At 73.0% G+C, this 24,916-nt stretch carries 24 protein-coding genes and 1 pseudogene; 12 read left to right on the top strand and 13 right to left on the bottom strand.

Features of this window, described 5'->3' with window-relative positions:
- The first annotated feature begins 72 nt into the window (after nt 1-72).
- From ABFX51_RS25715 to ABFX51_RS25690, 6 genes are all read left to right on the top strand, one after another.
- Nucleotides 73-963: a LysR substrate-binding domain-containing protein gene (locus ABFX51_RS25715; RefSeq protein WP_346055166.1), complete on the top strand. Its 891-nt coding sequence runs from the start codon at nt 73-75 to the stop codon at nt 961-963.
- The gene (locus ABFX51_RS25710; RefSeq protein ID WP_346055165.1) at nt 960-2,063 is read left to right on the top strand and encodes a mandelate racemase/muconate lactonizing enzyme family protein; all 1,104 of its coding nucleotides are present in this window, start codon (nt 960-962) and stop codon (nt 2,061-2,063) included. Before ABFX51_RS25715 ends, ABFX51_RS25710 begins: the two co-directional genes overlap by 4 nt.
- 26 nt (nt 2,064-2,089) lie before the next feature.
- Entirely contained in the window at nt 2,090-2,950 is an 861-nt protein-coding gene (catA, locus tag ABFX51_RS25705) for a catechol 1,2-dioxygenase (protein WP_346055164.1), read from the top strand.
- A 7-nt stretch (nt 2,951-2,957) separates the two neighbouring features.
- On the top strand, nt 2,958-3,236 hold the full coding sequence (catC, locus tag ABFX51_RS25700; RefSeq protein ID WP_346055163.1) for a muconolactone Delta-isomerase: 279 nt from the start codon (nt 2,958-2,960) through the stop codon (nt 3,234-3,236).
- A gap of 90 nt (nt 3,237-3,326) precedes the next feature.
- Nucleotides 3,327-4,151 (top strand): DUF1206 domain-containing protein, encoded by an 825-nt coding sequence (locus tag ABFX51_RS25695; RefSeq protein ID WP_346055162.1) that lies wholly within the window; start codon nt 3,327-3,329, stop codon nt 4,149-4,151.
- A gap of 84 nt (nt 4,152-4,235) precedes the next feature.
- Nucleotides 4,236-5,777: a putative glycoside hydrolase gene (locus tag ABFX51_RS25690; RefSeq protein ID WP_346055161.1), complete on the top strand. Its 1,542-nt coding sequence runs from the start codon at nt 4,236-4,238 to the stop codon at nt 5,775-5,777.
- On the opposite strand, the gene ABFX51_RS25685 is transcribed toward ABFX51_RS25690, so the two are convergent.
- On the bottom strand, nt 5,750-6,388 hold the full coding sequence (locus ABFX51_RS25685; RefSeq protein WP_091503922.1) for a TetR/AcrR family transcriptional regulator: 639 nt from the start codon (nt 6,386-6,388) through the stop codon (nt 5,750-5,752). The two genes, ABFX51_RS25690 and ABFX51_RS25685, sit on opposite strands and share 28 nt — an antisense overlap.
- A gap of 127 nt (nt 6,389-6,515) precedes the next feature.
- On the opposite strand from ABFX51_RS25685, the gene ABFX51_RS25680 reads away from it, so the two are divergent.
- A complete protein-coding gene (locus tag ABFX51_RS25680) occupies nt 6,516-7,511 on the top strand; it encodes an SDR family oxidoreductase (protein ID WP_091503920.1) in 996 nt (331 codons plus the stop codon).
- Between the two features lie 12 nt (nt 7,512-7,523).
- Here the strand turns inward: ABFX51_RS25680 and ABFX51_RS25675 are convergent, their stop codons facing one another.
- Nucleotides 7,524-7,784, bottom strand: a complete 261-nt coding sequence (locus tag ABFX51_RS25675; protein WP_091503919.1) for a hypothetical protein — start codon at nt 7,782-7,784, stop codon at nt 7,524-7,526.
- A gap of 157 nt (nt 7,785-7,941) precedes the next feature.
- Between ABFX51_RS25675 and ABFX51_RS25670 the strand changes: the two genes are divergently transcribed.
- The gene (locus ABFX51_RS25670; RefSeq protein ID WP_091503917.1) at nt 7,942-8,787 is read left to right on the top strand and encodes a phosphate/phosphite/phosphonate ABC transporter substrate-binding protein; all 846 of its coding nucleotides are present in this window, start codon (nt 7,942-7,944) and stop codon (nt 8,785-8,787) included.
- Entirely contained in the window at nt 8,784-9,968 is a 1,185-nt protein-coding gene (locus ABFX51_RS25665; protein WP_346055160.1) for a ferritin-like domain-containing protein, read from the top strand. The genes ABFX51_RS25670 and ABFX51_RS25665 overlap by 4 nt, the downstream gene beginning before the upstream one ends.
- 2 nt (nt 9,969-9,970) lie before the next feature.
- Here the strand turns inward: ABFX51_RS25665 and ABFX51_RS25660 are convergent, their stop codons facing one another.
- The gene (locus tag ABFX51_RS25660) at nt 9,971-10,504 is read right to left on the bottom strand and encodes a DUF421 domain-containing protein (protein ID WP_346055159.1); all 534 of its coding nucleotides are present in this window, start codon (nt 10,502-10,504) and stop codon (nt 9,971-9,973) included.
- 86 nt (nt 10,505-10,590) lie between these two features.
- Here ABFX51_RS25660 and ABFX51_RS25655 point away from each other — a divergent pair, with 86 nt between their 5' ends.
- Nucleotides 10,591-11,118, top strand: a complete 528-nt coding sequence (locus tag ABFX51_RS25655; protein ID WP_346055158.1) for a phosphatase PAP2 family protein — start codon at nt 10,591-10,593, stop codon at nt 11,116-11,118.
- Nucleotides 11,119-11,125: 7 nt separating this feature from the next.
- On the opposite strand, the gene ABFX51_RS25650 is transcribed toward ABFX51_RS25655, so the two are convergent.
- Together ABFX51_RS25650 and ABFX51_RS25645 are read right to left on the bottom strand one after the other, a co-directional pair.
- Complete coding sequence (locus ABFX51_RS25650) at nt 11,126-11,542, bottom strand: CBS domain-containing protein (RefSeq protein WP_346055157.1); 417 nt, start codon at nt 11,540-11,542, stop codon at nt 11,126-11,128.
- Between the two features lie 63 nt (nt 11,543-11,605).
- A complete protein-coding gene (locus ABFX51_RS25645; protein ID WP_346055156.1) occupies nt 11,606-12,103 on the bottom strand; it encodes a flavin reductase family protein in 498 nt (165 codons plus the stop codon).
- Nucleotides 12,104-12,226: 123 nt separating this feature from the next.
- Between ABFX51_RS25645 and ABFX51_RS25640 the strand changes: the two genes are divergently transcribed.
- Nucleotides 12,227-13,441 carry an AI-2E family transporter gene (locus tag ABFX51_RS25640; RefSeq protein WP_346055155.1) on the top strand — a complete coding sequence of 405 codons (1,215 nt, stop codon included), beginning with the start codon at nt 12,227-12,229 and terminating at the stop codon, nt 13,439-13,441.
- A gap of 61 nt (nt 13,442-13,502) precedes the next feature.
- Nucleotides 13,503-13,559, top strand: a pseudogene (locus ABFX51_RS39685) (leucine zipper domain-containing protein); the annotation flags it as partial.
- Between the two features lie 191 nt (nt 13,560-13,750).
- Here the strand turns inward: ABFX51_RS39685 and ABFX51_RS25630 are convergent.
- From ABFX51_RS25630 to selA, 8 genes are all read right to left on the bottom strand, one after another.
- Nucleotides 13,751-14,098, bottom strand: coding sequence for an STAS domain-containing protein (locus ABFX51_RS25630; RefSeq protein ID WP_346055154.1), 348 nt, complete (start codon nt 14,096-14,098; stop codon nt 13,751-13,753).
- Between the two features lie 189 nt (nt 14,099-14,287).
- Nucleotides 14,288-15,400 (bottom strand): CapA family protein, encoded by a 1,113-nt coding sequence (locus tag ABFX51_RS25625; RefSeq protein WP_346055153.1) that lies wholly within the window; start codon nt 15,398-15,400, stop codon nt 14,288-14,290.
- A 37-nt stretch (nt 15,401-15,437) separates the two neighbouring features.
- Entirely contained in the window at nt 15,438-16,391 is a 954-nt protein-coding gene (locus ABFX51_RS25620) for a nucleoside hydrolase (RefSeq protein ID WP_346055152.1), read from the bottom strand.
- Between the two features lie 65 nt (nt 16,392-16,456).
- Nucleotides 16,457-17,578, bottom strand: a complete 1,122-nt coding sequence (gene nrfD, locus ABFX51_RS25615; protein WP_346055151.1) for an NrfD/PsrC family molybdoenzyme membrane anchor subunit — start codon at nt 17,576-17,578, stop codon at nt 16,457-16,459.
- Complete coding sequence (locus tag ABFX51_RS25610; protein WP_346055186.1) at nt 17,575-18,594, bottom strand: 4Fe-4S dicluster domain-containing protein; 1,020 nt, start codon at nt 18,592-18,594, stop codon at nt 17,575-17,577. The genes nrfD and ABFX51_RS25610 overlap by 4 nt, the downstream gene beginning before the upstream one ends.
- Complete coding sequence (gene fdh / locus ABFX51_RS25605) at nt 18,588-21,866, bottom strand: formate dehydrogenase (RefSeq protein WP_346055150.1); 3,279 nt, start codon at nt 21,864-21,866, stop codon at nt 18,588-18,590. Before fdh ends, ABFX51_RS25610 begins: the two co-directional genes overlap by 7 nt.
- A gap of 64 nt (nt 21,867-21,930) precedes the next feature.
- Complete coding sequence (locus tag ABFX51_RS25600) at nt 21,931-23,637, bottom strand: SelB domain-containing protein (protein ID WP_346055149.1); 1,707 nt, start codon at nt 23,635-23,637, stop codon at nt 21,931-21,933.
- Nucleotides 23,625-24,905 carry an L-seryl-tRNA(Sec) selenium transferase gene (gene selA / locus ABFX51_RS25595; protein WP_346055148.1) on the bottom strand — a complete coding sequence of 427 codons (1,281 nt, stop codon included), beginning with the start codon at nt 24,903-24,905 and terminating at the stop codon, nt 23,625-23,627. Before selA ends, ABFX51_RS25600 begins: the two co-directional genes overlap by 13 nt.
- Nucleotides 24,906-24,916 lie beyond the last annotated feature (11 nt).

Here is a 24,916-nt window from a genome sequence, read left to right as displayed (position 1 = left end):
TCAGTCTTTGTGCTGACGGAATCCGCTCCCTAGGTTGGAGGTCGACCGGCGAGCGGAAATGAGGCACGGACGATGGAGTTGCGGCACCTGCGGTACTTCGTGACCGTCGCCGAGACCTGCCACTTCGGGCGGGCCGCCGAACGCCTGCACATCGCGCAGCCCGCGCTCTCCCAGGCCATCCGGCAGCTGGAAGCCGAGCTCGGCGCCTCGCTGTTCACGCGCACGACGCGGCAGGTCGCGCTCACCGCGGCCGGCGGGTTCTTCCTCGCGGAGGCGCGGCGCGTGCTCGGCACCGTCGAGGAGAGCGTGCGGGGCGTGCGCCGGATCGCCGACGGGCGGCTCGGGCTGGTGCGCATCGGCTTCACCGGCACCGCGGCCTTCTCCCACCTGCCGGCGATCGCGCGCAGGGTGCAGCAGGAGCTGCCCGGCGTCGCGCTGGAGATCGAGGCCGACCTGCTCACCCCGGCCCAGTGCGACGCGCTGCGTGACGGCACGCTCGACCTGGCCGTGCTGCGCCCGCCGACCCGCGGGGACGGGATCGAGCTGCGCACCCTGGAGGTCGAGCCGCTGATCCTCGCGGTGCCCGCCGCGCACCCGCTGGCCACCGCACCCACCGTCTCCGTCGCGGACCTGCGTGGCGAGGGGTTCGTCGGTTACGCCAGCAAGGACTCCGTCGTCAACGACGCCGTCAACCGCGCCTGCCAGGCCGCGGGGTTCAGCCCGCGCCGCGAGCACGACGCGGCGGGCACGGCCGTGCTGCTCGCGCTCGTCGCGGGCGGGCTCGGCGTCGCCGTGGTGCCGGCGTCGGCCAGGGCCCTGCCGCTGGCGGGCGTGGTGTTCCGCGACCTGGCCGACGGCGGCACCGTCGAGCTCGCGCTCGCCTGGCGCGGCGACGACGATTCGCCGCTCGTCCGCGCCGTGCTCGACGTCCTCGAAACCCCCGGCTGCGAGGTGTCCCGGTGAAGATCACCCAGGTCGAGGCGATCCCGTTCGCCATCCCCTACCGCAAACCGCTGCGCTTCGCCTCCGGCGAGGTGCACACCGCCGAGCACGTCCTGGTCCGCGTGCACACCGACGACGGGATCGTCGGCGTCGCCGAGGCACCGCCGCGCCCGTTCACCTACGGCGAGACGCAGGCGAGCATCGTCGCGGTGCTGGAGCAGCTCTTCGCGCCGCAGGTCGTCGGCCTGAGCCTGCTGGAACGCGAAGAGCTGCACGCCCGCCTCGGCCGCACGGTCGGCAACCCGGTCGCGAAGGCCGCGCTCGACATGGCGGTGTGGGACGCGCTCGGCCGCACGCTCGACGTGGGGGTCACCGAACTGCTGGGCGGCTACACCGACCGGATGCGCGTGTGCCACATGCTCGGTTTCGACGAACCCGCCGCGATGGTCGACGAGGCCCAGCGGATGCGGGACACCCACGGCATCACCACGTTCAAGGTCAAGGTGGGCCGCCGCCCGGTGGCGCTCGACACCGCCGTGGTGCGCGCGCTGCGGGAGAACCTCGGCGAGGACGTGGAACTCTACGTCGACGGCAACCGCGGCTGGACGGCCTCGGAGTCGGCGCGGGCGATGCGGGAGATGGCCGACCTCGGGCTACTGTTCGCCGAGGAACTGTGCCCGGCCGACGACGTGCTCGGCCGCCGGTGGCTGGTGTCCCAAGTGGACGTTCCGTTCATCGCCGACGAGTCGGCCGTCACCGCCGCCGACGTGACCCGCGAAGTGCTGGGTGGCTCCGCCACGGCGATCAGCATCAAGGTCGCCCGCACGGGGTTCACGCATTCCCAGCGCGTGCACCACCTCGCCGAGGGACTGGGCCTGGAAGTCGTGCTGGGCAACCAGATCGACGGCCAGCTCGGTTCACTGTGCGGTGTCGCGTTCGGAGCGGCCTTCCGGCTCACCTCGCGGCGGGCCGGGGAGCTGTCCAACTTCCTCGACCTCAGCGACGACCTGCTCGCCGAGCCGCTCGAAATCAGCGACGGAGAGCTGGTCATCCGTCCCGGCGCCGGCCTCGGCGCCGAACTCGACCCCGGCAAACTCGCCCACTACCGCCAGGACCAGTGACCGGCACCGGAATCAAGGAGGATCCCATGACCGCCACACACGCCCCCGTACCCACCGCCGCGGACTCCGGCAGCAGCGCCACCGAGCGCTTCAAGGCCGACAAGTCCGGCAACGTCGCCAACACCTCCCCGGAGCGCGTGGACCTGCTCGTCCGCGAGGTGCTGTCGGCCGTGCACGACACGATCCGGCGCCACAAGGTCAGCTACGCCGAGTACAACGCGCTCAAGGCGTGGCTGATCGACGTCGGCGAGACCGGCGAGTGGCCGCTGTTCCTCGACGTGTGGGTGGAACACGTCGTCGAGGAGGTCGCGACCGAGCACCGCGAGGGCAACAAGGGCACGATCGAAGGCCCGTACTACGTGCCGGGCGCGCCGGAGCGCGGCTCACGCGGCTCGGTGCCGATGCGCGAGGACGAGCCCGGCACTCCCCTGCTCTGGACCGGCCGGGTCACCTCGACCGACGGGCAGCCGCTGGAGGGGGCGAAGATCGAGCTGTGGCACGCCGACGCCGAGGGGCTGTACTCGCAGTTCGCGCCCGGCATCCCGGAGTGGAACCTGCGGGGCACGTTCAGCGTGGAGCCCGACGGTTCGTTCGAGATCACTACGGTGCGCCCCGCGCCCTACATGATCCCCACCGACGGCGCGTGCGGCAGGCTGATCGCGGCCGCGGGCTGGCACCCGTGGCGCCCGGCGCACCTGCACGTCAAGGTCTCCGCGCCCGGGCACGAACAGCTCACCGCGCAGCTGTACTTCCCCGGTGACCAGCACAACGAAGACGACGTCGCGTCCGCCGTGAAGCCGGAGCTGATCCTCGACCCCAAACCGTCGGGCGACGGGAAGGGCGAGACAGTCGTCTACGACTTCGCGCTCGACCCGGTGCGGGGCTGAGGGCGCCATGCTGTTCCACGTCCGGATGGACGTCCGGCTCCCCCACGACCTCGACCCGCAGGTCAAGGCGGACCTCGTGGCCAGGGAAAAGGCGTACAGCCAGCAGCTGCAGCGGGCGGGCAAATGGCCGCAGCTGTGGCGGATCGCCGGTGAGTACGCGAACTTCTCGGTGTTCGACGTGGACTCGGCCGAGGAGCTGCACGAGCTGCTGTCCGCGCTGCCCCTGTTCCCGTACCTGGACGTCGAGGTCACACCCCTGGTCCGCCATCCCTCCAAAGTGGACTGATCACCTAGCCTCGATTGGGCCGAATGGAGCAGTTGCCCGGCGCGCCGCGGCCCCCCAGGTGAAACTGCTGGGGGAACGCGAGGAGGTCCGATGACGGGTGGCCCGGTGGCGCGGCGGGCGTCGCGCGCGGAGAGCAGCAGGACCGCGCAGGTGGCGGGGCGCCTGGGCATGGCGTGCTGGGGGCTCGTGCACCTGGTGGTCGCCTACCTCGCGGTCCGCGTCGCGTTCGGGGACAGCGGGCACGAGGCCGACCAGAAGGGCGCGCTGCAGGAGATCGGCGGGACCGCGTTCGGGCAGGTCCTGCTGTGGGTGCTCGCGGTGGGGCTGATCGCGTTCGGGTTGTGGCAGGGCATGCTCGCCGCCACCGGGTACGGCTGGGTGCGGGAACACGGCAAGCGCGTCCGGAAGCGGATCGGGTCCGGCGCGCGCGGCGTGGTGGTGTTCGGCCTGGCGTACACGGCGATCCGCCTCGCCACGGGCAGCGGTTCGGGCTCGGGCGACCAGGCGCAGCAGGAGTTCACGGCGAAACTGCTTTCGCTGCCCGCGGGTCCGGTCCTGGTGGCCGTCGCGGCCGCCGTCGTGGTCGGCGTGGGCATCGCCGCCGCCGTGAAGGGGGTCAAGCGGAGCTTCCTGCGTGACCTGGACACCAGCGAGCTGCCGACGGGCAGCCGGCACGCCGTGGAGTGGCTGGGCGCGGCGGGTTATGTGGCCAAGGGGCTGGTGTACGTGATCATCGGCGCGCTCCTCGGGTACGCCGCGCTGCGGTCGGACGCCCGGCAGGCGGGTGGCCTCGACAAGGCGCTGCGCACGCTCGCCGCCCAGCCTTACGGCGTGGTGCTGCTCATGGTCGTGGCGCTCGGGCTCGCGGCCTTCGGCGTGTACTGCTTCGCGGCCGCGCGGGCACACCGGAGCTGACGGTGTGACTCGGTCGGGCTAGCAGCACGACCCGAACGGGTGGTCACGGGCATGCCGGGGCCGCTACCTGGGAAAACGCTTCACATGGATCCTCGGCCCGTGTTGTTCGCCGCTCTCACCGGGGCCGTGCTGACCGGCGGCGTCCAGGCCGCCGTCGCCGCCATGCCGGCGGCTCCCGTCGTCCAGGGGGTCGGGGACGGGGCCGTCACCACTTCCGACGTCCTCGACCGCGTCCACGTCACCGCGGCCGATCCGCGGAGCGTCCGGCTCGTCCTCGACGGGACGCCGTTGCCCGTGCGGTACGACGGCCAGCGGATCGTCCCGCCGCGGCTGCGGCTGCCCGAGGGCACCCACACCCTGACCGCGCAGCTGGGCGTGCTCGCCGACTTCCCGCGTGCCGAGGTCTCCCGCACGTTCACCGTCGACGACACCCCGCCGCGGATCTCGCTCGAGCCCGTCGAGGCCGGTGATCTCCGCGTGCCCGTGACCGTCCGGGGCGTGGCGTCGGGCGCCGAACGCGTGATGCTCAACGGCGAGCCCGTCGACGTCGGCTCCGACGGGAGCTTCAGCGCGACGCTGCCCACCCCGCCGGGGAGCGTCGACCTCACCGCCCAGGACCGGGCGGGCAACGTCACCCGCACCGAACAACCGGTGCACGCCAAGCACCCCGGCATGCGTGGCGTCCACATGACGGCGCTCGCCTGGGCCTTCCCCGCCCTGCGCGAACCGGTGCTGCAGATGGCGCGGGACGGCCTGATCGACACCGTGCAGCTCGACATCAAGGACGAGGACGGCGAGATCGGCTACGACTCGCAGGTGCCGCTCGCCCGCGAGATCGGCGCGGCGAAGGGCTACTACGACGCGCGCGCCGTGCTGGACCAGCTGCACGCGATGAAGATCCGCGTGGTCGGCAGGCTCGTCGCCTTCCGGGATCCACTGCTGGCCAGGGCTTCCTGGGATGCCGGCCACCGCGAGCGACTGGTCCAGACCAGTGATGGCGAGGCCTGGGCGAGCGGGTACGGCGACTACACCTTCACCAACTTCGCCAACCCCGAGGTGCGGGACTACAACATCCGGCTCGCCGCCGAGGCCGCCGAGCTCGGCTTCGACGACATCCTCTACGACTACATCCGCCGCCCGGAGGGCTCGCTGGACCGGATGCGGCTCCCCGGCCTGACCGGCACGCCGGAACAGGCGATCGCCGACTTCCTCGAACAGAGCCGCGACGCCGTGCACGGGCACGGCGCGTTCCTCGGCGCCTCCGTCTTCGGCATCGCGATCACCCGCCCGACCCAGATCGCCCAGGACATCCCGGCGATGTCCCGCGAGGTCGACTACATCGCACCGATGGTGTACCCGTCGCACTGGGGCCGGGGCGAGTACGGCATCGACGACCCCGAGGACGCTCCCCACGACATCACCGCACGCTCGCTCGCGGACTTCGCGAAGCAGGCGCGGCAGGGCGGCGCCATCACCATCCCGTGGCTGCAGGCGTTCAGCATGCACCGCACCTACGGTCCCGCGGAGGTGCAGGCGCAGATCGCCGCGGCGAAGGAGAACGGGATGGACTCGTTCCTGCTGTGGAACGCCGCGTGCCGCTACGACCCGGCCGCGCTGGGCGGCTGAGGGCCGAGCCCGAGCGCAGCCAGCCACACGTGGGTCAGCGTCGCGGTCGTGTCGTCGAGTGAGCCGCCGCCGGCCACCGCCTGGTAGAACGCCCGCTCGGTCATCCACACCAGCGCCGCGGTGACGGCAGGCGCGTCCGCCGGTCCCGGACCTGAGGGCACCCCGGCCCGCTCGGCGATGCGGCACGTCGTCTCGGCGAGCGCGGTGACGGCCGAGCGCCACGCCTCGTCGATGGCCGGGACCGACGGTGACAGCTCGACCGCCGCCCGCATGACGTCCCCGTGCTCCCGCCACATGCGGGCCGTCTGCCGCAGCCCCTCCCGCAGCGCCTCAGCCGGCGCTCCCGCCGCGTCGGCGGCGTCGACCTCGGCCCGCAACGCGGTGACCGTCCGCTCGACGAGCGCGGCCAGCACGTCGTTCTTGGAGCCGAAGTAGAAGTAGAAGGCGCCACGCGTGATCCCGGCGGCGGTGGCGATCGTCTCCACCGTCATCGCGTCCGGCCCCGCACCGGCCAGCTGGCGCTCCGCCGCGTCGAGGATCGCGCGTTCCCGCAGGTCTCCCTTGCTGGGCGCGACCCGCCTGCGGCCCCGCCCCTCCGTAGTCCGAGGCACCGGGCAATCCTAGCGTCGAGAAATTTCGACGCGGTGTCGACGAGCGCGATCACCGCCGCACGTCGTGTTCGCCCGAGGGTGGAAGGGGTACCCGTCCGGCGTAACGCCGAGCAGGAGGGAGCACGGGGTGAGCGGTCGGGTGGTCGTGGTGACCGGAGCCACCGGCGGGGTCGGACGGGCGACGGCGCGGGCGTTCGGGGCCCGCGGCGATCGCGTGGCGGTGCTGGCGCGCGGCGAGGAGGGGTTGCGCGCGGTGGCCGGGGAGATCGACGCCGCGGGTGGCCAGGCGCTGCCGCTGGCGGTGGACACCGCGGACCACGCCGCGGTGGACGCGGCGGCGGACCAGGTCGAAGCGGAGCTGGGCCCCATCGACGTGTGGGTCAACGTGGCGTTCACGTCGGTGTTCGCGCGGTTCACCGACATCCGGCCCGAGGAGTACCGGCGGGTCACGGAGGTGACCTACCTTGGCTACGTGCACGGCACCCGCGCCGCGCTCGACCGCATGCTGCCCCGGCGCCGCGGCGCGATCGTCCAGGTCGGTTCGGCGATGGCCTACCGCGGCATCCCGCTGCAAACCGCCTACAGCGGGGCGAAGCACGCGATCCAGGGCATGCACGAAGCGCTGCGCAGCGAGCTGCTGCACGACAACGCGGGCGTGCACGTGACGATGGTGCAGCTGCCCGCGGTCAACACCCCGCAGTTCGGGTGGGTGCTGTCGCGGCTGCCGAAGCGTGCCCAGCCGGTGCCGCCGATCTACCAGCCGGAGGTCGCGGCGAAGGCGATCGTGTACGCGGCCGACCACCCGAGGCGCCGCGAGTACTGGGTCGGCGCGAGCACGGTCGGGACGCTGCTCGGGGACAAGGTCATCCCGGGCCTGCTCGACCGCTACCTCGCGCGGACGGGCTTCAAGTCCCAGCAGACGGACCAGCCGCGCCCCGCGGACCAGCCGGAAAACCTCTGGCACCCGGCGGACGAGGACATAGACCACGGCGCGCACGGCGAGTTCGACGACCGGGCGCACGGGCGGAGCCCGCAGGTGTGGGCCTCGCAGCACCACGCACTGCTCGGGGTGCTGGGCACGGGCGCGGTGGCGGGCGTCCTCGCGTGGCTCCGCCGCCACTGACCACAGTGGACCTCAGCCGGGGCCGGGCCCGGGGTTGGGCCCGATGGAGAACACGATGAAGCGGCCCGCGGCGCAGTCGACCGCGCCCTTGGACGGCAGCGGCGTGCCGTTGCGGTCGAGGACGAACCCGAAGTTGCCGCCGGAATTCTTGGTCAGCGACACGAGCGTCAGGTGATCGCCCTGTTCGTGCCGCAGGCGGAGGAAGCCCGGCAGGCTCCCCCGGTCGCGGGCCTGCTGTCCCATGCGGACGGGCGTCTGCGAGTACCGCGTCACGAGATCGGTCAGCTGCCCCTGCCCCTCACATGGGGAGAGCGGCGACGCCCACCGGAAGGTTCACCCGGCTCATTCTGCCGCCCGTCGTTCGTGTTGCGGGAGAGCGCACGCGCCCCCAGGCTGGGACGGGTCTGCCCCCGTCCCGCTGAGGAGCGCGATGCCGACGTTGCTGCTGGGTGCCGTGGCGTACGACCCCAAGGTCGTCACGATCTGGGCCGGGTTCCGCGCCTGGCTGCGCGATCACGGCCTGCCCTTCGACTTCGTGCTGTACAGCAACTACGAGCGGCAGGCCGAGGACCTCGCGAGCGGCCGGATCCACGCCGCGTGGAACTCGCCGCTGGCGTGGCTGCGGGTGCGGCGCCTGGCGGGCCACCACGTGCGCCCGCTCGTCATGCGGGACACCGACCAGGACCTCACCTCCGTCGTCGTCGTGCGGGCCGATTCGCCGTTCGAGCACCTGCGCGACCTCAAGGACCACCGCGTCGCGGTCGGGGCGATCGACTCGCCCCAGGCGACGCTCATCCCCGTCTCCCTCCTGCGCCACGCGGGGCTGACACCCGGCGAAAACGTGACCGTGCGGCGCTTCGACGTCGGCGTCGGGCTGCACGGCGACCACATCGGCGGCGAGCGTGACGCCGCCCGCGCCCTGCTCACCGGGGAGGCCGACGCCGCCGCCATGATCGACGCCAACCACCTGCTGTTCAGCGGCGAAGGCACGCTCCCGGCGGGCAGCACCCGGGTGCTCGCCCACAGCGAGCCCTACGACCACTGCGTGCTGGCGGTGCACGACAGCGCCCCGGCCGGGCTCGCCGACCGGCTCGGCGAGCTGCTGCTGTCCATGTCCTACGCCGACCCCGGGGTCCGCCCGCTGCTCGACCTGGAGGGGCTCACCGAGTGGCGGCCCGGGCGCACGACCGGCTTCGGCCCGCTCGAAGCCGCGATCTCAGAAAGCGCTTTCTACGACGAGGACGGGCGGCTCACCGAGCCGGAGTACCGGCCGTGATCCTCGACCTCGGTCCGCTCGCGTTCGACGAGGGCGCGCACCTGCTCGTGCGGCGGGCGCTGCGCGACCTGCCGCCGGGCGCCGAACTGGCGGTCACCGGGGCGGATCCCACGCTCGTGGTGCACCTGAGCGCGTGGTGCCGCACGCACGGGCACCGGGCGCGCCCGGCCGAGGAGCACGGCGTGCGGGCGTGGGTCGTGCGCGGCCGGGCCGACCTCGACCGCTGGTCCGGCGCCGAACGCGCCGGAGGACCGCACCCGGACGGCATCGTGCCGACAGCCTCGCCGCGCTGGGGCCTGGCCGCACGCGGCGCACTGGTCGAGTCCGGCGGTCCCGAAGCACCCTTCGACCTGGTGGACCGGGATCTGGTGTGGGCCGACGTGGCACCCGCGCTCTACCGGCACGCGGCCTCCGCCCAGTGGGACCCCGAACGCGCCGTGGCCTGGGACGCGGAGTTCGCGCTGCCGGACGAGATCGAGCGCGCGGTCGTGCAGGTCATGACCTACCTGGTGGAGAACGAGCAGGCGGCGCTCGTCGTCCCGGCGCGGCTGCTGTCCCGCATCCACCCGCAGTTCCGCGAGGTGATGCAGCTGCTCGCGGTCCAGGCCGCCGACGAGGCGCGGCACGTCGAGGTGTTCAGCCGCCGCGCGCTGCTCACCGGCGGCGAGCTGGGCACCTCCTCGGCTGGCGGCCGGGCCTCGCTGACGACGCTGTTGGCGGAGACGGACTTCTCGATGGCGTCGTTCCTGCTGTCCGTGCTGGGCGAAGGGACTTTCCTGACCCTGCTGGAGTTCCTGGAACAGCACGCGCCGGATCCGGTGACGCGGCGCGTGACCGGCCTGGCGCGCCGCGACGAGGCGAGGCACGTCGCGTTCGGTGTCGCGCACCTGCACCACCTCGGCACGCTCGACCCCGGGCTGCGCCCGCGCCTGCGGGCGGCCGTCGAGCGGCGGCACGAGACCCTGCTCGACACGGCGGGGCTCAACCAGGACGTGTTCGACGCACTCGTGGTGCTCGCGGCGGGCGCGTGGACGCCGGACGCGATCGCGCGCGGGTGGCGTGCGGTGCAGGCGCTGCAGTCCGCAATGGACGATGGGCGGCAACGACGGCTGGTGCACCTGGGTTTCCCCGCCGACGAGGCCGCCGAACTCTCCCGGTTGCACACCCGCAGCTTCATGTGAGTTCAGACCTGCTGCTTGCTCTTCGGCGCCTTCGGCCGGTGGATCTCCTTCGCGGCGCGCGTGGTGATCACGCTGAACTGGCCGTCCGCCTCCATGCGGGCCTCGTGGACCTGGCCGAGGTCGGCGATCCCCTGTTCCCGCAGCTGCCCGCGCAGCTCCTCCTCGGTCACCAGCTCGCGGCGCATGTTGTGGCGCAGCAGGCGCCCGTCGCGCACGAGCGGCAGCGGCCGTGGCCGGATCAGCCGCTCCGCCCACGCCCACCGCGCGGCGACCCAGTTGAGCAGGAACGACCAGCCGATGATCACGGCGACGAGCAGCAGCCCGTCGGTGATCGACTGGTACTGCCCCGCCATCCCGTTCTGCGCCGCGTCGGCGATCAGGACGACCACGAGCAGGTCGGTGACGCCGGTCGTGCCGCTCTCGCGTTTCAGGATGACCCGCAGCAGCACGAACAGCCCCAGGTACATGGCGCTGCCCCGCACCAGGATCTCCACCGGGTGCGTCTGCGGATCGAGGATCTGCGTCCAGTCGGGCACACTGCCGCAGTACCCGCTGGGCGCTGGTCCATGCGTGGCCGTCGCCGCCGGGGTTTTCCCCCACGTGGACGGGGGTAGCTCACGGCGTGTCACGAAAGCGGCTGCTGGGCCGGCTCGACCGGCTGGAGGGTGACTGGGTTTCCGGACGGCTGCCCGCGGCGCGCCCCTCGCGGGCCACGGTGGTGCTGAGCCTCGCCGCGCGCGGCGGGCTGCTGTGGTGGCTGGCGGCGGCCGTGCTCCTGGTCCGGCCGGGACGGTGGCGGCGTGCCGGTCGCCACGCCGCGCTCGCGGTCGGCATCGCCCTGCCGGCCAGCCACCTGCTCGGGCGCCTGCTGCTCCGGCGCCGTCCGCGGGCGGGTGACCTGCCCGCGCGCCGCGCGCTGCCGGAGACGCCGACCTCGCCGGCGTTGCCCTCCGCGCACGCGTGCGCGGCCGCGGCGTTCACCGCCGCGGCCGCGCTGCAGGCTCCGCCGGTCGCGGCCCTCGCCGCGCCCGTGGCGTTCGGGGTCGCCTACTCCCGCGTGCGCACCCGGGTGCACTGGCCGTCGGACGTCCTCGCCGGTGCCGCCCTGGGCGTGCTCGTCGCGGGCGCGACGCGCCACCTGGTGCGCTGAACCGGTGTCAGCCTTGGGAAATCGCCTGCACCAGGTCGCCGACCTGCGGGTCGTCCAGCGCCCGCGCGACGTCGGCCTGCGCGACGATCCCGACCAGGTCGTGCCCGTCGATCACGGGCAGGCGCCGCACCTGGTGCTGGGCCATGGTGCGGAAGATCTCCGGCGCCTCGTCGTCGGCGCCGATCGTGACCGCCTCGCCCTGCGCGAGGTCGCCCGCGCGCATCGCCCTCGGGTCCTTGCCCTCGGCGAGCACCTTCACCACGATGTCTCGGTCGGTGAGCATGCCCTTGAGCCGGTTGTCCTCACCGCAGATGGGCAGTGCGCCGACGCCGGTGTCCGCCATCATGCGGGCGGCGTCCAGGATCGTGTCGCTCGTGCGCACGCATTTCGGGTCGCGGGTCATGATTTCGCGTGCCTTGGTCATCGCTGCCTCACTTCCTCTGCTCTCCCCCGGTCGCGTACCCGGGCGCCCCGGGCGCAAACGGGGTCAGGCGGCGTGGCCGGGCTCGAAACCCCGCACCTCCTGGAAGGTGAGCTGGGGGCGGGCCTCGCGCCGCACGACGGCGGACGTCGGGCGCACGAGGAAGCCGACGTGGTCCCCCGTGTCGTGGCGGTCGAGCACCTCCCCGGTGAACAGCGCGGGGCTGTCGTCCAGCAGCGGCACGCCGTCCGGGCCGGGCCGCCACGCGCAGCGGGCGAACTTGTCCTCCTCGTCCCCGGTGTGCGAACCGAACAGCGAGGCCAGTTCCCGTTCGGCGGTGGTCAGCGTGTGGACCGCGAGCGTCGGCGCGTGACGTGCGACTTCGTAGGTGTGGTTCTTCTTCGACAGCCAGATCATGAACCGCGGCGGGTCGATGCTGCACTGGGCGGCGAAGCCCACCAGGCAGCCCGCGCGCCGGCCACCGTGTGCGGTGGTCACGACGAACATGGAGTAGTCCAGTGCACCGACGAGGTCGTGAAAGCGCTCACTCAGTTCGCCATCCATACAGGTGAAGCTACTACCAGCGACGGGCAAATCCGTGTTCCTCCGTCCACCCGACGGGGAGTAGGGGCAGAGTGAAGCGGGTAGACGGAGTCACCCGCCCGGGGGCACAAGTGGAGGTGGACGATGACGGTCGGAGACGGCCAGGCGCGCGGCAGGTCCGGCCGGAGTGGTGACGCCGCGGCGGCGGTGCCGTGGCGGTGGCGGGTGGCCGCCGCGCTGAGCTGGCGGTTCCTGCTGATCGTCGCGGCGCTCGGGGTCGTGTTCTACCTCCTCGGCTACCTGTCGGCCGTGACCATTCCCGTGGGCATCGCGCTGCTGGTCTCGGCGTTGTTCGCCCCGCTGGTGCACCGGCTGGAGAAGTGGCACGTGCCGAGGGCGCTGGCGACGCTGATCGCGATCGTGGTCGGGCTGATCGTCGTCGGCGGGGTCCTGACGCTCGTGATCACGACCGTCACGGCGAGCCTGCCGCAGCTGCAGGAGCAGGTTTCGGCGAGCCTGTCGAGCATCAACGACTGGCTGCAGCGCGGTCCGCTCCACCTCTCGCCCGAGCAGCTGCAGAGCTTCCTGAACCGGACGATCGGGGCGATCAACGGGAACTCGGCCGAGCTGGCCAGCCGCGCGCTGAGCACGGCCACCACCATCGGCAGCATCCTGACCCAGGCGCTGCTCGCGCTGTTCACGCTCATCTTCTTCCTCTACAGCGGGCCGCAGGTGTGGGCGTTCGTGCTGCGCGCGTTCCCGCGCGAGGTGCGCGACCAGGCGGACGTCGCCGGGCGGCGCGGGTTCGCCTCACTGGTCAGCTACGTGCGGGCGACGGTCGCGGTCGCGTGCGTCGACGCGGTGTGCATCGGCGTCGGGATCTGGATCGTCGGCGTGCCGCTCGCGGTCCCGCTGGCCGCGCTGATCTTCATCGGCGCGTTCGTGCCCATCATCGGCGCCGTCGCCAGCGGCGCGATCGCGGTGCTGATCGCGCTGGTGGCCAAGGGGTTCGTCGCCGCGCTCGTGGTGCTGGCGATCCTGATCGCGGTCATGCAGCTGGAAGGGCACGTGCTGCAGCCGTTCCTGCTCGGCCGCGCGGTGCGGCTGCACCCGCTCGCCGTCGTGCTCGCGATCGCCGTGGGTGTGGAGGTCTCCGGCATCACGGGCGCCCTGCTTGCGGTGCCGATCCTGGCGGTGATCAAGTCGGCGATCGGCTCGCTGCTGCGGGACCCGGACGAGCTCGACCCGCACGACGTCAACGCGCTGCGCCCCCGCAACGCCCGGCCGCTGCCCGACCAGCAGGCGGAGGCGGTCGCCGAACCGGACGTCGTCCCCGACGAGGACGCCCGCGAACCCTGACGGGTCCGGTTGCGGTGTCCCTTAATGCCAGGCGGCGAGGACCGCCGCGAAGGTCGAGCGCTACCGCGCCGAAGGTGTGGCCGGGATGGCTGATCGCAGCAGCCGCCCGCACCGCAGCCCGGCCCGCACCCGCGGCACAGTGGTGCGGGCCATCGTGCGGCTGCGGTGGCGGCACCGGCTGGGCCGGTCCAGATCACCGGCCACAGATCAATGGCACGGGCCTACACCCGCCTACTACCCGTGCGAGACCGTGCGACGGGCAGCGCTACCGCGCATCACCCGGCTGACCAACCTCCCCGGACGCCACGACTACAGGCGCCCCTCCGCGGTCAGTTTCGCCAGTGCCGCGGCGTGGTCGGCGTGGATCGAGAACAGCGGCCACAGCCCGGCACCCTGCAGCACACGCCGCACGGGAGCCGAGCCGACGACCAGTTCGAGCGGCGTGCCCGCGTCGAGCGCGCGCTGCCGCAGGCTCGTGAGCAGGTGCAGCCCGCACGAGGAGCAGAACGAGACGCGGGAGAGGTCGACGACCAACGCGGTGGTGTCCGACGCCGGTTCGTGCTCCAGCGCCCGGTCCAGTGAACCGACGCTCGCCCAGTCGATCTCGCCTGCCGCCAGCACCCTCGTGATCCCGCCCGGGCCCCGGATCGCCGTCACCGACAACGCCGCTCGCCCGCCCGCCGGTGCAGGCGGGTGGCGGAATTCCGGGGAAAAGGTGATGGCCGCTCCTGTCCGTTGTAGACGGTGCCCGTCCGGGAGGCCGAAACCCGACCCTACGCATGCCGCAGCGGTGACCGCAACCCCCGCCCGGTTGCCGGACAGGGAATTCCCGACGGCCCGCGCTGTTCAGCCGGCCGCGCGGGTCAGCCCCGCGTTCCCCGCTCCCCTGCTCAGCACGACCCGGTCGGTGCGTTCGAGCGCCAGCGCCGAACGGGCGGGATCGAGCCGCGGATCGGCCGCCGTGCGCAACCGGATCGGAGGGCCGAGGTCGATGACCGTGGGTACGTACTCGGCGCGGTCGACCGTCCAGCCCGCGCCCGACCGGGTGAAGTGGAACCGGCCGACCAGCCCCTCCTCGGTGATCCCGCGCGGTTCCGAATGCCGGGCGATCGAGTTGCCCAGCCCATAGGCCACCCACTTCCCGCCGATCTTCTCGATCGGCTGCACGACGTGCGCGTGGTGCCCGATGATGAGGTCCACGGCGGGGTCGGCCAGCAGTTGCTTCGCGATCCGCTGCTGCTCGGCCGTGGGGTCCTGCTGGTACTCCACGCCCCAGTGCAGGCTCGCGATCACCACCTGGGCCCCGGCCTTCTTCGCCGCCCGCGCCGCGGCGAGCACGGCACTCGCGTCGAGGGTGTTGGCGACCCAGGGCCGGTCGGCGGGCAGCTTCTTGCCGTTGAACCCGAACGCGTAGGAGACGTGCCCGACCTTCACCCCGTGCACGTCGAGCACGAGCGGCGTCCTGGCCTCCTGCGCGGTGCGCGCGGACCCGGTGTGCTTGATCCCGGCGGCGTCCAGGTCGTCGAGCGTCCGCTCGATGCCGTCGGTGCCGGTGTCGAGGGTGTGGTTCGAGGCGGTGGAGCAGTCGTCGTACCCGGTGTCGGCGAGCGCGGCCGCGATCTCGGGCGGGGCGCTGAACTCCGGGTAGCCCTGGAACGGCCCGTCCTCGGGGGCGAGCGGGGTTTCCAGGTGGCAGATGGCCAGGTCGGCCTTGCTGATCACGTCCCGGATCCCCGCGAGTTCCGGGCGGTAGTCCCGCTTACCGCCGCCGTCCTCGGTGGCCTGCTCGGTGAGTTCGGGGTGGATCAGCACATCCCCGGTCGCGACCACCGTGAACCCCGGGTCGGCGGCGGAGGTCACCGGCGCGCTGGAGGGCACCGGGGCCTGCCCCGCTTCCGTCGTGCAGCCCGCCACCAGGGCTACTGCCGCCAGCACTCCGAGCGCCTGCTTCACCCGCATGGGCGGCATCCTGCCAGTGCGCGGTAGCAGACGGTCATCAGGGCGCGGCGAAGACGGTCTTCATGAGCTCGACCAGGACCCGCCCGTCGGCGGCGAAGGCCACCTGGGCGTTCGGGGTGCCGGTCGCGTTCGGCCGCACGTCCATCACGGTGCGGCCCACGGTCAACTCACCGCTGGTCTCGACCTCGACCCGCACCGGCCGCGTGGTGATCACCTCGGGGCGGACCAGGTAGGCGACGCACACCGCGTCGTGCACCGGAGCGGTGTCGCGCACCGCCACTCCCCCGCCGGCCGTGTAGGCGTCGATCCGTTTCGTGATCAGCGTGGCGGCCGCGGTACCCGACGGGGTGCCGAGGGCGGCCAGTTCGTCGCAGTCCTCCCGGGTCACGAGCGCCTGGTGCGTCGCGTCGAGCGGCACCAGCGTAAGCCGGTCGAACCCGGCGGCGAACACCTTCGCGGCGGCCTCGGGATCGGCCCACACGTTGAACTCGGCCGACGGGGTCACGTTGCCGTAGGCGTGCGCCCCGCCCATGATCACGACCTCCTCGACGGCGTCCCGCACGGACGGGTCGATCGCCAGCACGGTCGCGAGGTTGCTCAGCGGCCCGACCGGCACGAGCGTGATGCGTTCGGTCGTCGTGCGCAGGGTGTGGAGCAGGAACTCCACGGCCGAAGGCTCCCGCGGGGCGCTGCGGGCCTCCGGCAACGGCAGCGTGGTGCCGTGCATGTCCCGCGGCGAGTCGCTTTCGAAGTGCCGCTGCCCGGGGAAGCCGGGCCGCACGACCGGCCGGGCCAGCCCGGGGTGCACCCCGATGTCCGGGCGGCCGATGTGGTCGAGCACCCGCAGCGTGTTGTCGGTCGTGCTCGGCAGCGGCGCGTTGCCCCGCACCGTCGTGACCGCGAGCAGGTCGAGTTCGGGGTGCCCGGCGGCGAGCATGATCGCCACCGCGTCGTCGGTGCCGGTGTCGACGTCCAGGATCAGCTTGCGCACTACCGGGCCTTGTCGCCCACGCCGTCACTCATGATCGGCAGCCTGCCGGAAGGGGCACGTTCGCATCAACCGGTTTGCCCGCCGCTCACCCGCGCGCGCAGTTTCCGCGCCGCCGCGACGAACCGGGGGAACTGCGGCGGCCGGTCGCCGCCCCGCGCGGGCCTGCCCGCGTTCAGCCGTTCGCGTTGCGGCACGACGACGTACTTCGGGTCACGGGTGGACTCCACACCCGCCTCGAACACGCCGAACCGCTGCAGCGCGCTGCCGGTGAGCAGCGCGAGCCCGGACAGCGCCGCGGCCGGGCGGCTGCGGCCGGCCACCAGGGTGCCCAGCGCCCCGCCGACCGTCAGGTACTCCGCCCACTTCCGCAGCCGGTGCGCCTTGCCCGTCGTGTAGGCCTCCGCGGACAGGCCCAGCCGCCGTTCCAGCAACCGCGACGCGACGACCTCCAGCCCCGCGCCCGTGGCGGCCAGCCGCCGCGCCGGGCCCGCCTCCTCGACCGGTGCCAGCAGCATCCCCAGCCCGCCGCCGCTCGCCGCGGCCGAGCCGGTGAACACGAACGGCAGGTACTGGTGCGCCTCGTGCCACGCCGGCACCGCCGTCTGAGACAGCAGCACAGCCGTGTAGGACGCGACTCCGGGCGCGACGGCCGCCGCCGACAACCCCGCCGGCCGGGCCGCCCAGCCCAGCAGCTTCCCCGGCCACGTCCGCCGCAGCGCCCGCGGCATCAGCTCCGCCACTCCGGCGAGCCCCGCACCGGGGCCGTACGCGGCGAGGATCCACGTGCCGACGCTCATCGGCGAACTCGGCTTCGCGACCCGCAGCATGTGGTGGAACCGCTCCGGCCGCCCCAGGTCGGCGACCAGGAAGTACGTGCTCGCCGCGATGCTCACCAGCGCCCCGGCGCGCCCCACCCGGCGCAGCTCCGGCCGCCCCGTCAGGTCCGCGCCCGCGCCGAGCATCGCCGCACCGGCCGACAGCCCGCCGGTGAACAGGTACGCCGGGATCTTCCACTCCCACACCGGCGACTTGAGCACCGCGCGCCCGTAGTAGGAGCGGAACTCCGCCTTCGGCACCGCGGACTGCTCTCGGCTGCCGTCGCCGCGGCCGAACACCTGCGCGTGGATGTCACGTGCCCCGGCGTCGCTGCGCCGTTCCCGCAGCAGCGGGTCCTCGCCGTTCGTCATCGCTTCCCCCGCCCCAGGAACGCCGACACCACGGCGCCCACGAACACCGACGCCGCCATGCCCGCGTACTTCCACATCGACGGCGCGTCCCGCGTCGGCACCACCGGGTCCGGCGGCAGCCCGTACACCTCAGGCTCGTCCAGCAACAGGAAGAACGCGCCGTCGCCGCCCACGCCGTCGTCCGGGTCGTGCCCGTACAGCCGCGCCTCGGGCACGCCGCGCTCGTGCAGCTGCTCCACCCGCCGCGCCGCGCGCTCCCGCAGCTCGTCGAGCGGCCCGAACTGGATCGAGTCGGTCGGGCACGCCTTGGCGCACGCCGGTTCGAGCCCGTCCTTGAGCCGGTCGTAGCACAGCGTGCACTTCCACGCCCGCCCGTCGTCCTCGCGCCGGTCGATCACGCCGTACGGGCAGCCGGACACGCAGTAGCCGCAGCCGTTGCAGATGTCCTGCTGCACCACCACCGTGCCGAACTCGGTGCGGAACAACGCGCCCGTCGGGCACACGTCGAGGCAGCCGGCGTGCGTGCAGTGCTTGCACACGTCGGAACTCATCAGCCAGCGGAAGTCCTGCCGGACCTCCGCGCCCGTGGCGTCCCCCGGCCGCTCGAACTTCGGCACCCCGAGGTCCACCGGCGCCGTGCCCAGCTCACCGCCGCCGCGCTCGGCCAGCTCGATCGCCGACGCCACCGTGTCGGCCGAGGTCTGGCTGCCCGAAGGCCCGGTCGGCAGTCCCGCGAGGCCGGGGTCCTGCCCGCCGAGCGGACGGCTCTGCTCGACGAACGCCACGTGCCGCCACGAATCCGCGCCCAGCATCCCGGTGTTGTCGAAGGACATGCCGAGCAGGTTGAACCCGTCCTCGGGGACGAGGTTCCACTCCTTGCAGGCCACCTCGCACGCCTTGCAGCCGATGCACACGGAGGTGTCGGTGAAGAACCCGACGCGAGGCGGGTGCTCGCCGTACCCGGCGTTCCCGGCCGGGTCGTCCAGGGGTCCGTAGAAGCTGTTCTCGCTCACGATCGCTCCTCCGGCTCCATGTGCGCGACGCCGGCGTCCTGCGTGGTGTCCACCTGCGTACCGGTCTGCGGCGTGATCCCCGCGCGCTGCCGGTACTCCGCGACGTACTCCAGCAGCGCCGGGCCGCGCGGCCGCCGCCCCGGCTGGATGTCGCACGTGGCGACCTTGCTCTCCTGGATGAACACGTTCGGGTCCACCACCACCCCGAGCAGGTCGTTGACGACGTCGCCGTCCACCAGTCCGGTGTGGCCCCAGTGGTAGGGCATCCAGATCTGGTGCACCACGCGGTTTTCGATGCGCAGCGGCGTCATCCGGTCGGTGACGAACACGCGCGCGTCCACCGCCGTGCGGCTGGTGATCACGTGCGCCCAGTCCAGGTGCGCCAGCCCGCGTTCGGCGGCCAGCTCCGGCGAGACCTCCACGAACAGCTCGGGCTGCAGCTCCGCCAGGTACGGCAGCTGCCTGCTCATCCCGCCCGCGGTGTGGTGCTCGGTGAGCCGCGCCGCGGTGAACACGAACGGGAACACCTCGCCGTGCGGCTCCGGCGGCGACGGGTTCGACGGGTTGTCCGAGCGGCCGTACACCTTGCGCACCGGGCTGCCCTGCTGGGCGTACAGGGCGTTGCGCACCGGCGACTCGTGGGGCTCGTAGTGCGTCGGCAGCGGGCCGTCCAGCACGCCGTTCGGCGCGAACAACCAGCCCTTGCCGTCGGCCTGCATGATGAACGCGTCGTCCCCGCGCAGCGCCTCCACCCCGACCGCGCCCGCGGGCGGGCGGTAGTCCGGTGGCTTCGTCTTCTCGAAGTCGGGCACGTCGTGGCCGGTCCACTCGCCCTTCTCGGCGTCCCACCAGATGAGCTTCTTGCGCTCGCTCCACGGGCGGCCCTGCGGATCGGCGGACGCGCGGTTGTAGAGCACCCGCCGGTTCATCGGCCAGGTCCAGCCCCACTCCGACTCGTACGGGCCCTGCTCGTCGTGGGGTTTGCGGCGTGCGGCCTGGTTGACCTCGTCGGCGTACACCCCGCTGTAGATCCAGCAGCCGCACGCCGTCGACCCGTCGGCCTTGAGTTCGGTGTAGCCGTTGACGGCGCGGCCGGTGGTCAGGTCGATGCCGTTCATGTGGCGCAGGACGTCCTCGCCCGAGGGCTCGTCGCCCTCCATCGCGTAGTCCCACATCAGGTCGAGCAGCGGGCGGTCCCGCTCGTCGGTGGAGCCGGCGAGCTTCTCGCGGAGCTTGCGGCCCAGGTGGTAGGTGAACCACAGCTCCGAGCGCGCGTCACCCGGCGGTTCGACCGCCTTGTCCCGCCACTGCAGCATCCGCTGCGTCTGCGTGAACGTGCCCGCCTTCTCCACGTGGGAGGCGGCCGGGAAGAAGAACACCTCGGTCCGGCACGTTTCGGGTGTGATCTCGCCGGTCTCGACCTCGGGGCCGTCCTTCCAGAACGTGGCGCTCTCGATCATCGCCAGGTCCCGCACGACCAGCCAGTCGAGGTTGGCCATGCCCAGCCGCTGCAGCCGCCCGTGCGCCGAGCCCACCGCGGGGTTCTGGCCCAGCAGGAAGTAGCCGAACACCTTCCCGTCGACCATGTCCATGACCGTGCGGTAGGTGCCGTGGTCGCCGTTGATGCGGGGCAGGTAGTCGAAGCAGTAGTCGTTGCCGGCGGTGGCGTGCTCGCCCCAGTACTCCTTCAGCAGCGACGTCATGTACGCGTCGGCGTTGTGCCAGAAGCCCTTCTGGTTCTGCCCGACGATCCTGCCGAGGTAGTCCGACAGCGTCCGCTGGCCCGCCTGCGGCATCGCCAGGTAGCCGGGCAGCAGGTTGAACAGCGTCGGCACGTCGGTCGACCCCTGGATGCTGGCGTGCCCGCGCAGCGCGAACACGCCGCCGCCGGGACGGCCGATGTTGCCCAGCAGCAGCTGGATGATCGACCCGGCGCGGATGAACTGCGCGCCCAGCGAGTGCTGCGTCCAGCCCACGCTGTAGACCAGCGCGGCCGTGCGCTCGCGGCCGGAGTTCCGCGTCCACGCCTGCGCCACCCGCAGGAACTGCTCGGCAGGCACGCCGCACACGCGTTCCACCATCTCCGGCGTGTAGCGGGCGTAGTGCCGCTTGAGGATCTGGTACACGCAGCGCGGGTGCTGCAGCGTCGGGTCCGACGGGATTTCCTCGCCGCCGCTGGACAGCGGCGGCCCACCCGAACCGTGCTGGTCCGGCGCGCCGTGCTCCTTGGCACCGCTGCCGCCACGGCCACCCGCGTGCGTCGACTCGTAGTGCCAGCTCGACGAGTCGTAGGAGGCGGTGTCGTGGTCGTACCCGCTGAACAGCCCGTCGAGGTCCTCGGCGTCCTGGTAGCTCTCGTCCACGATGAACGCCGCGTTGGTGTAGGCCGTGACGTACTCGCGGAAGTCCAGCTCGTTGGACAGGATGTAGTTGATGACGCCGCCGAGGAAGGCGATGTCACTGCCCGCGCGCAGCGGCACGTGCCGGTCGGCGACCGCGCTCGTGCGCGTGAACCGCGGGTCGATGTGCACGACCTCGGCGCCCCGGGCCTTGGCTTCCATCACCCACTGGAACCCCACCGGATGGGCCTCGGCCATGTTCGAGCCCATGATGACGATGAAGTCCGAGTTGACGAGGTCCTGCTGGTAGTCCGTCGCGCCACCGCGACCGAAGGAGGCTCCCAGACCGGGAACCGTGGCGGAGTGTCAAATACGGGCCTGGTTCTCGATCTGCACGGCGCCCAGCGCGGTGAACAGCTTCTTGATCAGGTAGTTCTCTTCGTTGTCCAGCGTGGCGCCGCCGAGGCTCGCGAAGCCCATCGTGCGGCGCAGGCGGTTGCCCTTGGCGTCGGTCTCCTGCCAGCCCTTGTGGCGCGCTTCGAGCACCCGGTCGGCGACCATGTCCATCGCCGTCTCGAGGTCGAGGTCCTGCCACTCGGTGGCGTAGGGCGCGCGGTAGCGGACCTTCTTCACCCGCTGCGGGCCGGTGACCAGCTGCTTGCTCGCGGATCCCTTCGGGCACAGCCGCCCGCGTGAGATGGGGCTGTCCGGGTTGCCCTCGATCTGGACGACCTGCTCGTCCCGGACATACACCTTCTGCGCGCAGCCGACCGCGCAAAAAGGACAGACGGAGTGCACGACGGAGTCGGCGGACGCGGTGCGGGGCGTGAGCCCGGCGGAGCGCGCGGACTGGGCCGCGGCGCCACGGCCGAGCGGATCGGACCCGGTCACCTGGCGGTAGACCGGCCACGACCGGATCCACTTCCCGAGGTCCATCCCCGTCCCTCCGTTCGAAGTCGCTCGCGGCTACCCGCCCGTCTTCCCGATCAAACCCCGGAAGTCAGCCTCGCGCAACGACCAGCGTCCGCGTGCCGCCGTCGCCCCGCCGGGTGATCCCGCGGGCGTCGAGCTGTTCCAGCAGGGGCACCGCGACCCGGCGCGTGGTGCCGAGCGCCCGCCGCGCTTCGCTCACCGTGAAGGGCTGCGGCAGCGTCGCGAGCGTCGCGGCCGCGCGTTCGAAGGCGTCCGGCCCCAGCACGATCCCGTCGGCGACGCGCACCAGCCGTCCCGTGCGCACCGCGGCGGCGAGCTCCCGCGTGCCGAGCTTGAGCTCGGTCAGCTCGTCGGCTTCCGGCGCGCGGAACGGTTCGGCGGCCAGCCACTCCTCGACCGTCCGCACCGCCTTGTCCACGCGCGGCGGCAGTCCCGCGCCGGGCTTCCGGACCAGGCCGTCCGCCACCTCGAGCCCGGTGCCCGCCAGCAGCGTGGGGACGAGCTCGGCCGCGGGCAGCCCGGCTTCCTGCCGCAGGGCCTCCAGCGGCATACCCGCCGCCACGTCGTGCTCCGCGGCCCAGCGCTTCACGGCCGCGACGGCGTGTTCGCGCCGTTCGCGCCACCAGTCCGGGTCCACGACCCACTCACCGATCCGCTGACCGGTCTCCGGCAGGCCCATCGCGCGCAGCTCGGCCGCCTTCGCGCACGCGGGCGGGCGGACGCCGCCTTGTGCCAGCTCCTCCGCGCGTGCCCGCGCCGCGCCCCGCCGCCGCAGCGCCGGTGGCCGCACGTCGAGGACTTCGACCCCGGCGGCGATGCGGTGTTCACCGGGATCACGCAGCAGCCCGGTGTCGCCGACCCGCAACGGCAGCGGCCGGGCCAGGCGCAGCCGCGCCGCGTTCGTCCCGAGTGGACGGACGTGCACCGGTACCGCGGCGGAGCCCAGGTGCAGCACCAGCTGGCGGTGCAACTCCCCCGCCCCGCGCAGCGCCACGTCGATCTCCGCCGTCTCCAGCCACGCGCCCGGGGTGCGGACGGTGTCACCGCGGCCGATGGCGCGGCGGTCCACCCCGCGCAGGTTCACCGCGACCCGCGCCACCGCGGCGACTTCGGCGCGGTCCTCGCCCAGCGACTGCAGGCCGCGCACGGTGACGCGCTGCCCGGCGTGCTCAAGCTCGTCGCCCACGCGGATGGCGCCGCCCGCCAGCGTCCCGGTCACGACGGTGCCCGCCCCGCGGACGGTGAACGACCGGTCCACCCACAACCGCACGTCCGCCTCCCGGTCCGGCTGCGGCAGGCGGTCGACGAGCGCGGTCAGTTCCGCGCGCACGCGGGCGAGGTCGGTGCCGAGCACGACGGGCGGATCGGCCAGCGACGTGCCCGCGAAACGGTCCCTCGCCTGTGTGATCGCGGGCTCCGGGTCGGCGAGGTCGGCCTTGCTGATCACCAGCAGCGCCTGCCGGACACCGAGCGCGTCGAGCGCGGCGAGGTGCTCGTCCGACTGCGGCATCCAGCCCTCGGTCGCGGCGACGACGAACAGCACCGCGGGCACCGGTCCCACCCCGGCGAGCATGTTCGCGACGAACCGTTCGTGCCCCGGCACGTCGACGAACGCGATGCGCCTGCCGTCCAGTTCGGTCCACGCGAAGCCGAGGTCGATCGTCAGCCCGCGGCGTCGTTCCTCAGCGAGCCGGTCGGGCCACATCCCGGTGAGCCGGTGCACCAGCGTGGACTTGCCGTGGTCCACGTGGCCGGCGGTGGCTACGACGAACACGCCAGCACCGCCGCCACCAGCAGCTCGTCCTCCTCCGGCGCGACCGTGCGCAGGTCGAGCACGCACCGCCCGGCCTCCAGCCGCCCGACCACCGGCGGGTCGCCGGTGCGCAGCGGCGCCGCGCACGTCTCCGGCAGGCTCACCCCGGCGCTGGGCAGTTCGACGCCGGGCGCGCCTCCCCCGCCGACCGCCGCGGAACAGTCCACGGCACGCGCTCCGGGCAGCCGGGCGGCGATCCGTTCCGCGCGGGCACGCAGCTCCGCCGGGTCCGCGGTAAGCGCTTTCTCGACCGGCGGCGGCGGGCCCACGAGGGTGGCTTCGAGCGCGGCCAGGGTGAGCTTGTCCACGCGCAGCGCGCGGGCGGCCGGGTGCCGTCGCAGCCGTTCGACCAGCCCCGCTTCGCCGAGCAGCAGGCCCGCCTGCGGGCCGCCGAGGAGCTTGTCACCGCTGGCCGTCACGAGGTCGGCGCCTTCGCGCAGTGCGGTGGTGGCGTCGGGCTCGCCGGGCAGGACCGGGTGCGGGCGCAGCAGGCCGGAGCCGATGTCCACCACGAGCGGCACGTCGAGCTTCGCCAGCTCGCGGATGCCCACGGCGGAGGTGAAGCCGGTGACCTGGAAGTTCGACGGGTGCACCTTGAGCACGAAACCGGTTTCCCGGCCGATGGCCGTCGTGTAGTCGCGGAGGCTCGTGCGGTTCGTGGTGCCGACCTCGCGCAGCCGCGCCCCCGTCGATTCCAGCAGCTCGGGGATGCGGAACCCGTCGCCGATTTCGACCAGTTCGCCCCGGCTGATCACGATTTCCTTGCCGGGAGCCAGGACGAGCGCGGTGAGCAGGAGCGCGGCGGCGTTGTTGTTGACCACGTGCACGCCGCCGGCCTCGGGTACTTCGGCCGCCAGCGCGGCGAGCGCGCCGCGGCCCCGTTTCGCGCGGCGGCCGGTGGCGAGGTCGAACTCGACGTCGGTGGCGCGGCCCGCGGTGGTGACGGCGTCGAGCGCGGCCTGTGACAGCGGGGCGCGCCCGAGATTGGTGTGCACGACGACGCCGGTCGCGTTGATCACCGGGCGCAGGCTCGCGGCGGTCGCGGGCAGCGCGGCGACGGCGTGCTCGGCCACCTGCTCCGGCTCGATCTCCCCGTCGCGGGCGCGTTGCTGCGCGTGCGCGATCACCGACTTCACGAGCGTGCGGCCCAGGACCCGTTCCGCTTCGGCGAGCCGGGGGTGCGTGAGCAGGACGTCCGTGCGGGGGACCCGCCGGCGGGGGTCACCCACGGCAGGCCCCG

Source organism: Amycolatopsis dongchuanensis (assembly GCF_039542405.1).
In the GTDB taxonomy this organism is placed as follows: Bacteria; Actinomycetota; Actinomycetes; order Mycobacteriales; family Pseudonocardiaceae; genus Amycolatopsis_E; species Amycolatopsis_E sacchari.
The sequence above is the reverse complement of the archived record's forward strand: the minus strand, read 5'-3'. Positions and strand labels throughout refer to the sequence as shown.

What these genes read in the sequence shown, in the direction of transcription:
- ABFX51_RS25715 (WP_346055166.1), top strand. Translation starts at nt 73, where the DNA reads ATGGAGTTGCGGCACCTGCGGTACTTCGTGACCGTCGCCGAGACCTGC.
- catA (WP_346055164.1), top strand. Translation starts at nt 2,090, where the DNA reads ATGACCGCCACACACGCCCCCGTACCCACCGCCGCGGACTCCGGCAGC.
- catC (WP_346055163.1), top strand. Translation starts at nt 2,958, where the DNA reads ATGCTGTTCCACGTCCGGATGGACGTCCGGCTCCCCCACGACCTCGAC.
- ABFX51_RS25695 (WP_346055162.1), top strand. Translation starts at nt 3,327, where the DNA reads ATGACGGGTGGCCCGGTGGCGCGGCGGGCGTCGCGCGCGGAGAGCAGC.
- ABFX51_RS25690 (WP_346055161.1), top strand. Translation starts at nt 4,236, where the DNA reads ATGGATCCTCGGCCCGTGTTGTTCGCCGCTCTCACCGGGGCCGTGCTG.
- ABFX51_RS25670 (WP_091503917.1), top strand. Translation starts at nt 7,942, where the DNA reads ATGCCGACGTTGCTGCTGGGTGCCGTGGCGTACGACCCCAAGGTCGTC.
- ABFX51_RS25650 (WP_346055157.1), bottom strand. Translation starts at nt 11,542, where the DNA reads ATGACCAAGGCACGCGAAATCATGACCCGCGACCCGAAATGCGTGCGC.
- ABFX51_RS25645 (WP_346055156.1), bottom strand. Translation starts at nt 12,103, where the DNA reads ATGGATGGCGAACTGAGTGAGCGCTTTCACGACCTCGTCGGTGCACTG.
- ABFX51_RS25640 (WP_346055155.1), top strand. Translation starts at nt 12,227, where the DNA reads ATGACGGTCGGAGACGGCCAGGCGCGCGGCAGGTCCGGCCGGAGTGGT.
- ABFX51_RS25625 (WP_346055153.1), bottom strand. Translation starts at nt 15,400, where the DNA reads ATGCGGGTGAAGCAGGCGCTCGGAGTGCTGGCGGCAGTAGCCCTGGTG.
- nrfD (WP_346055151.1), bottom strand. Translation starts at nt 17,578, where the DNA reads ATGACGAACGGCGAGGACCCGCTGCTGCGGGAACGGCGCAGCGACGCC.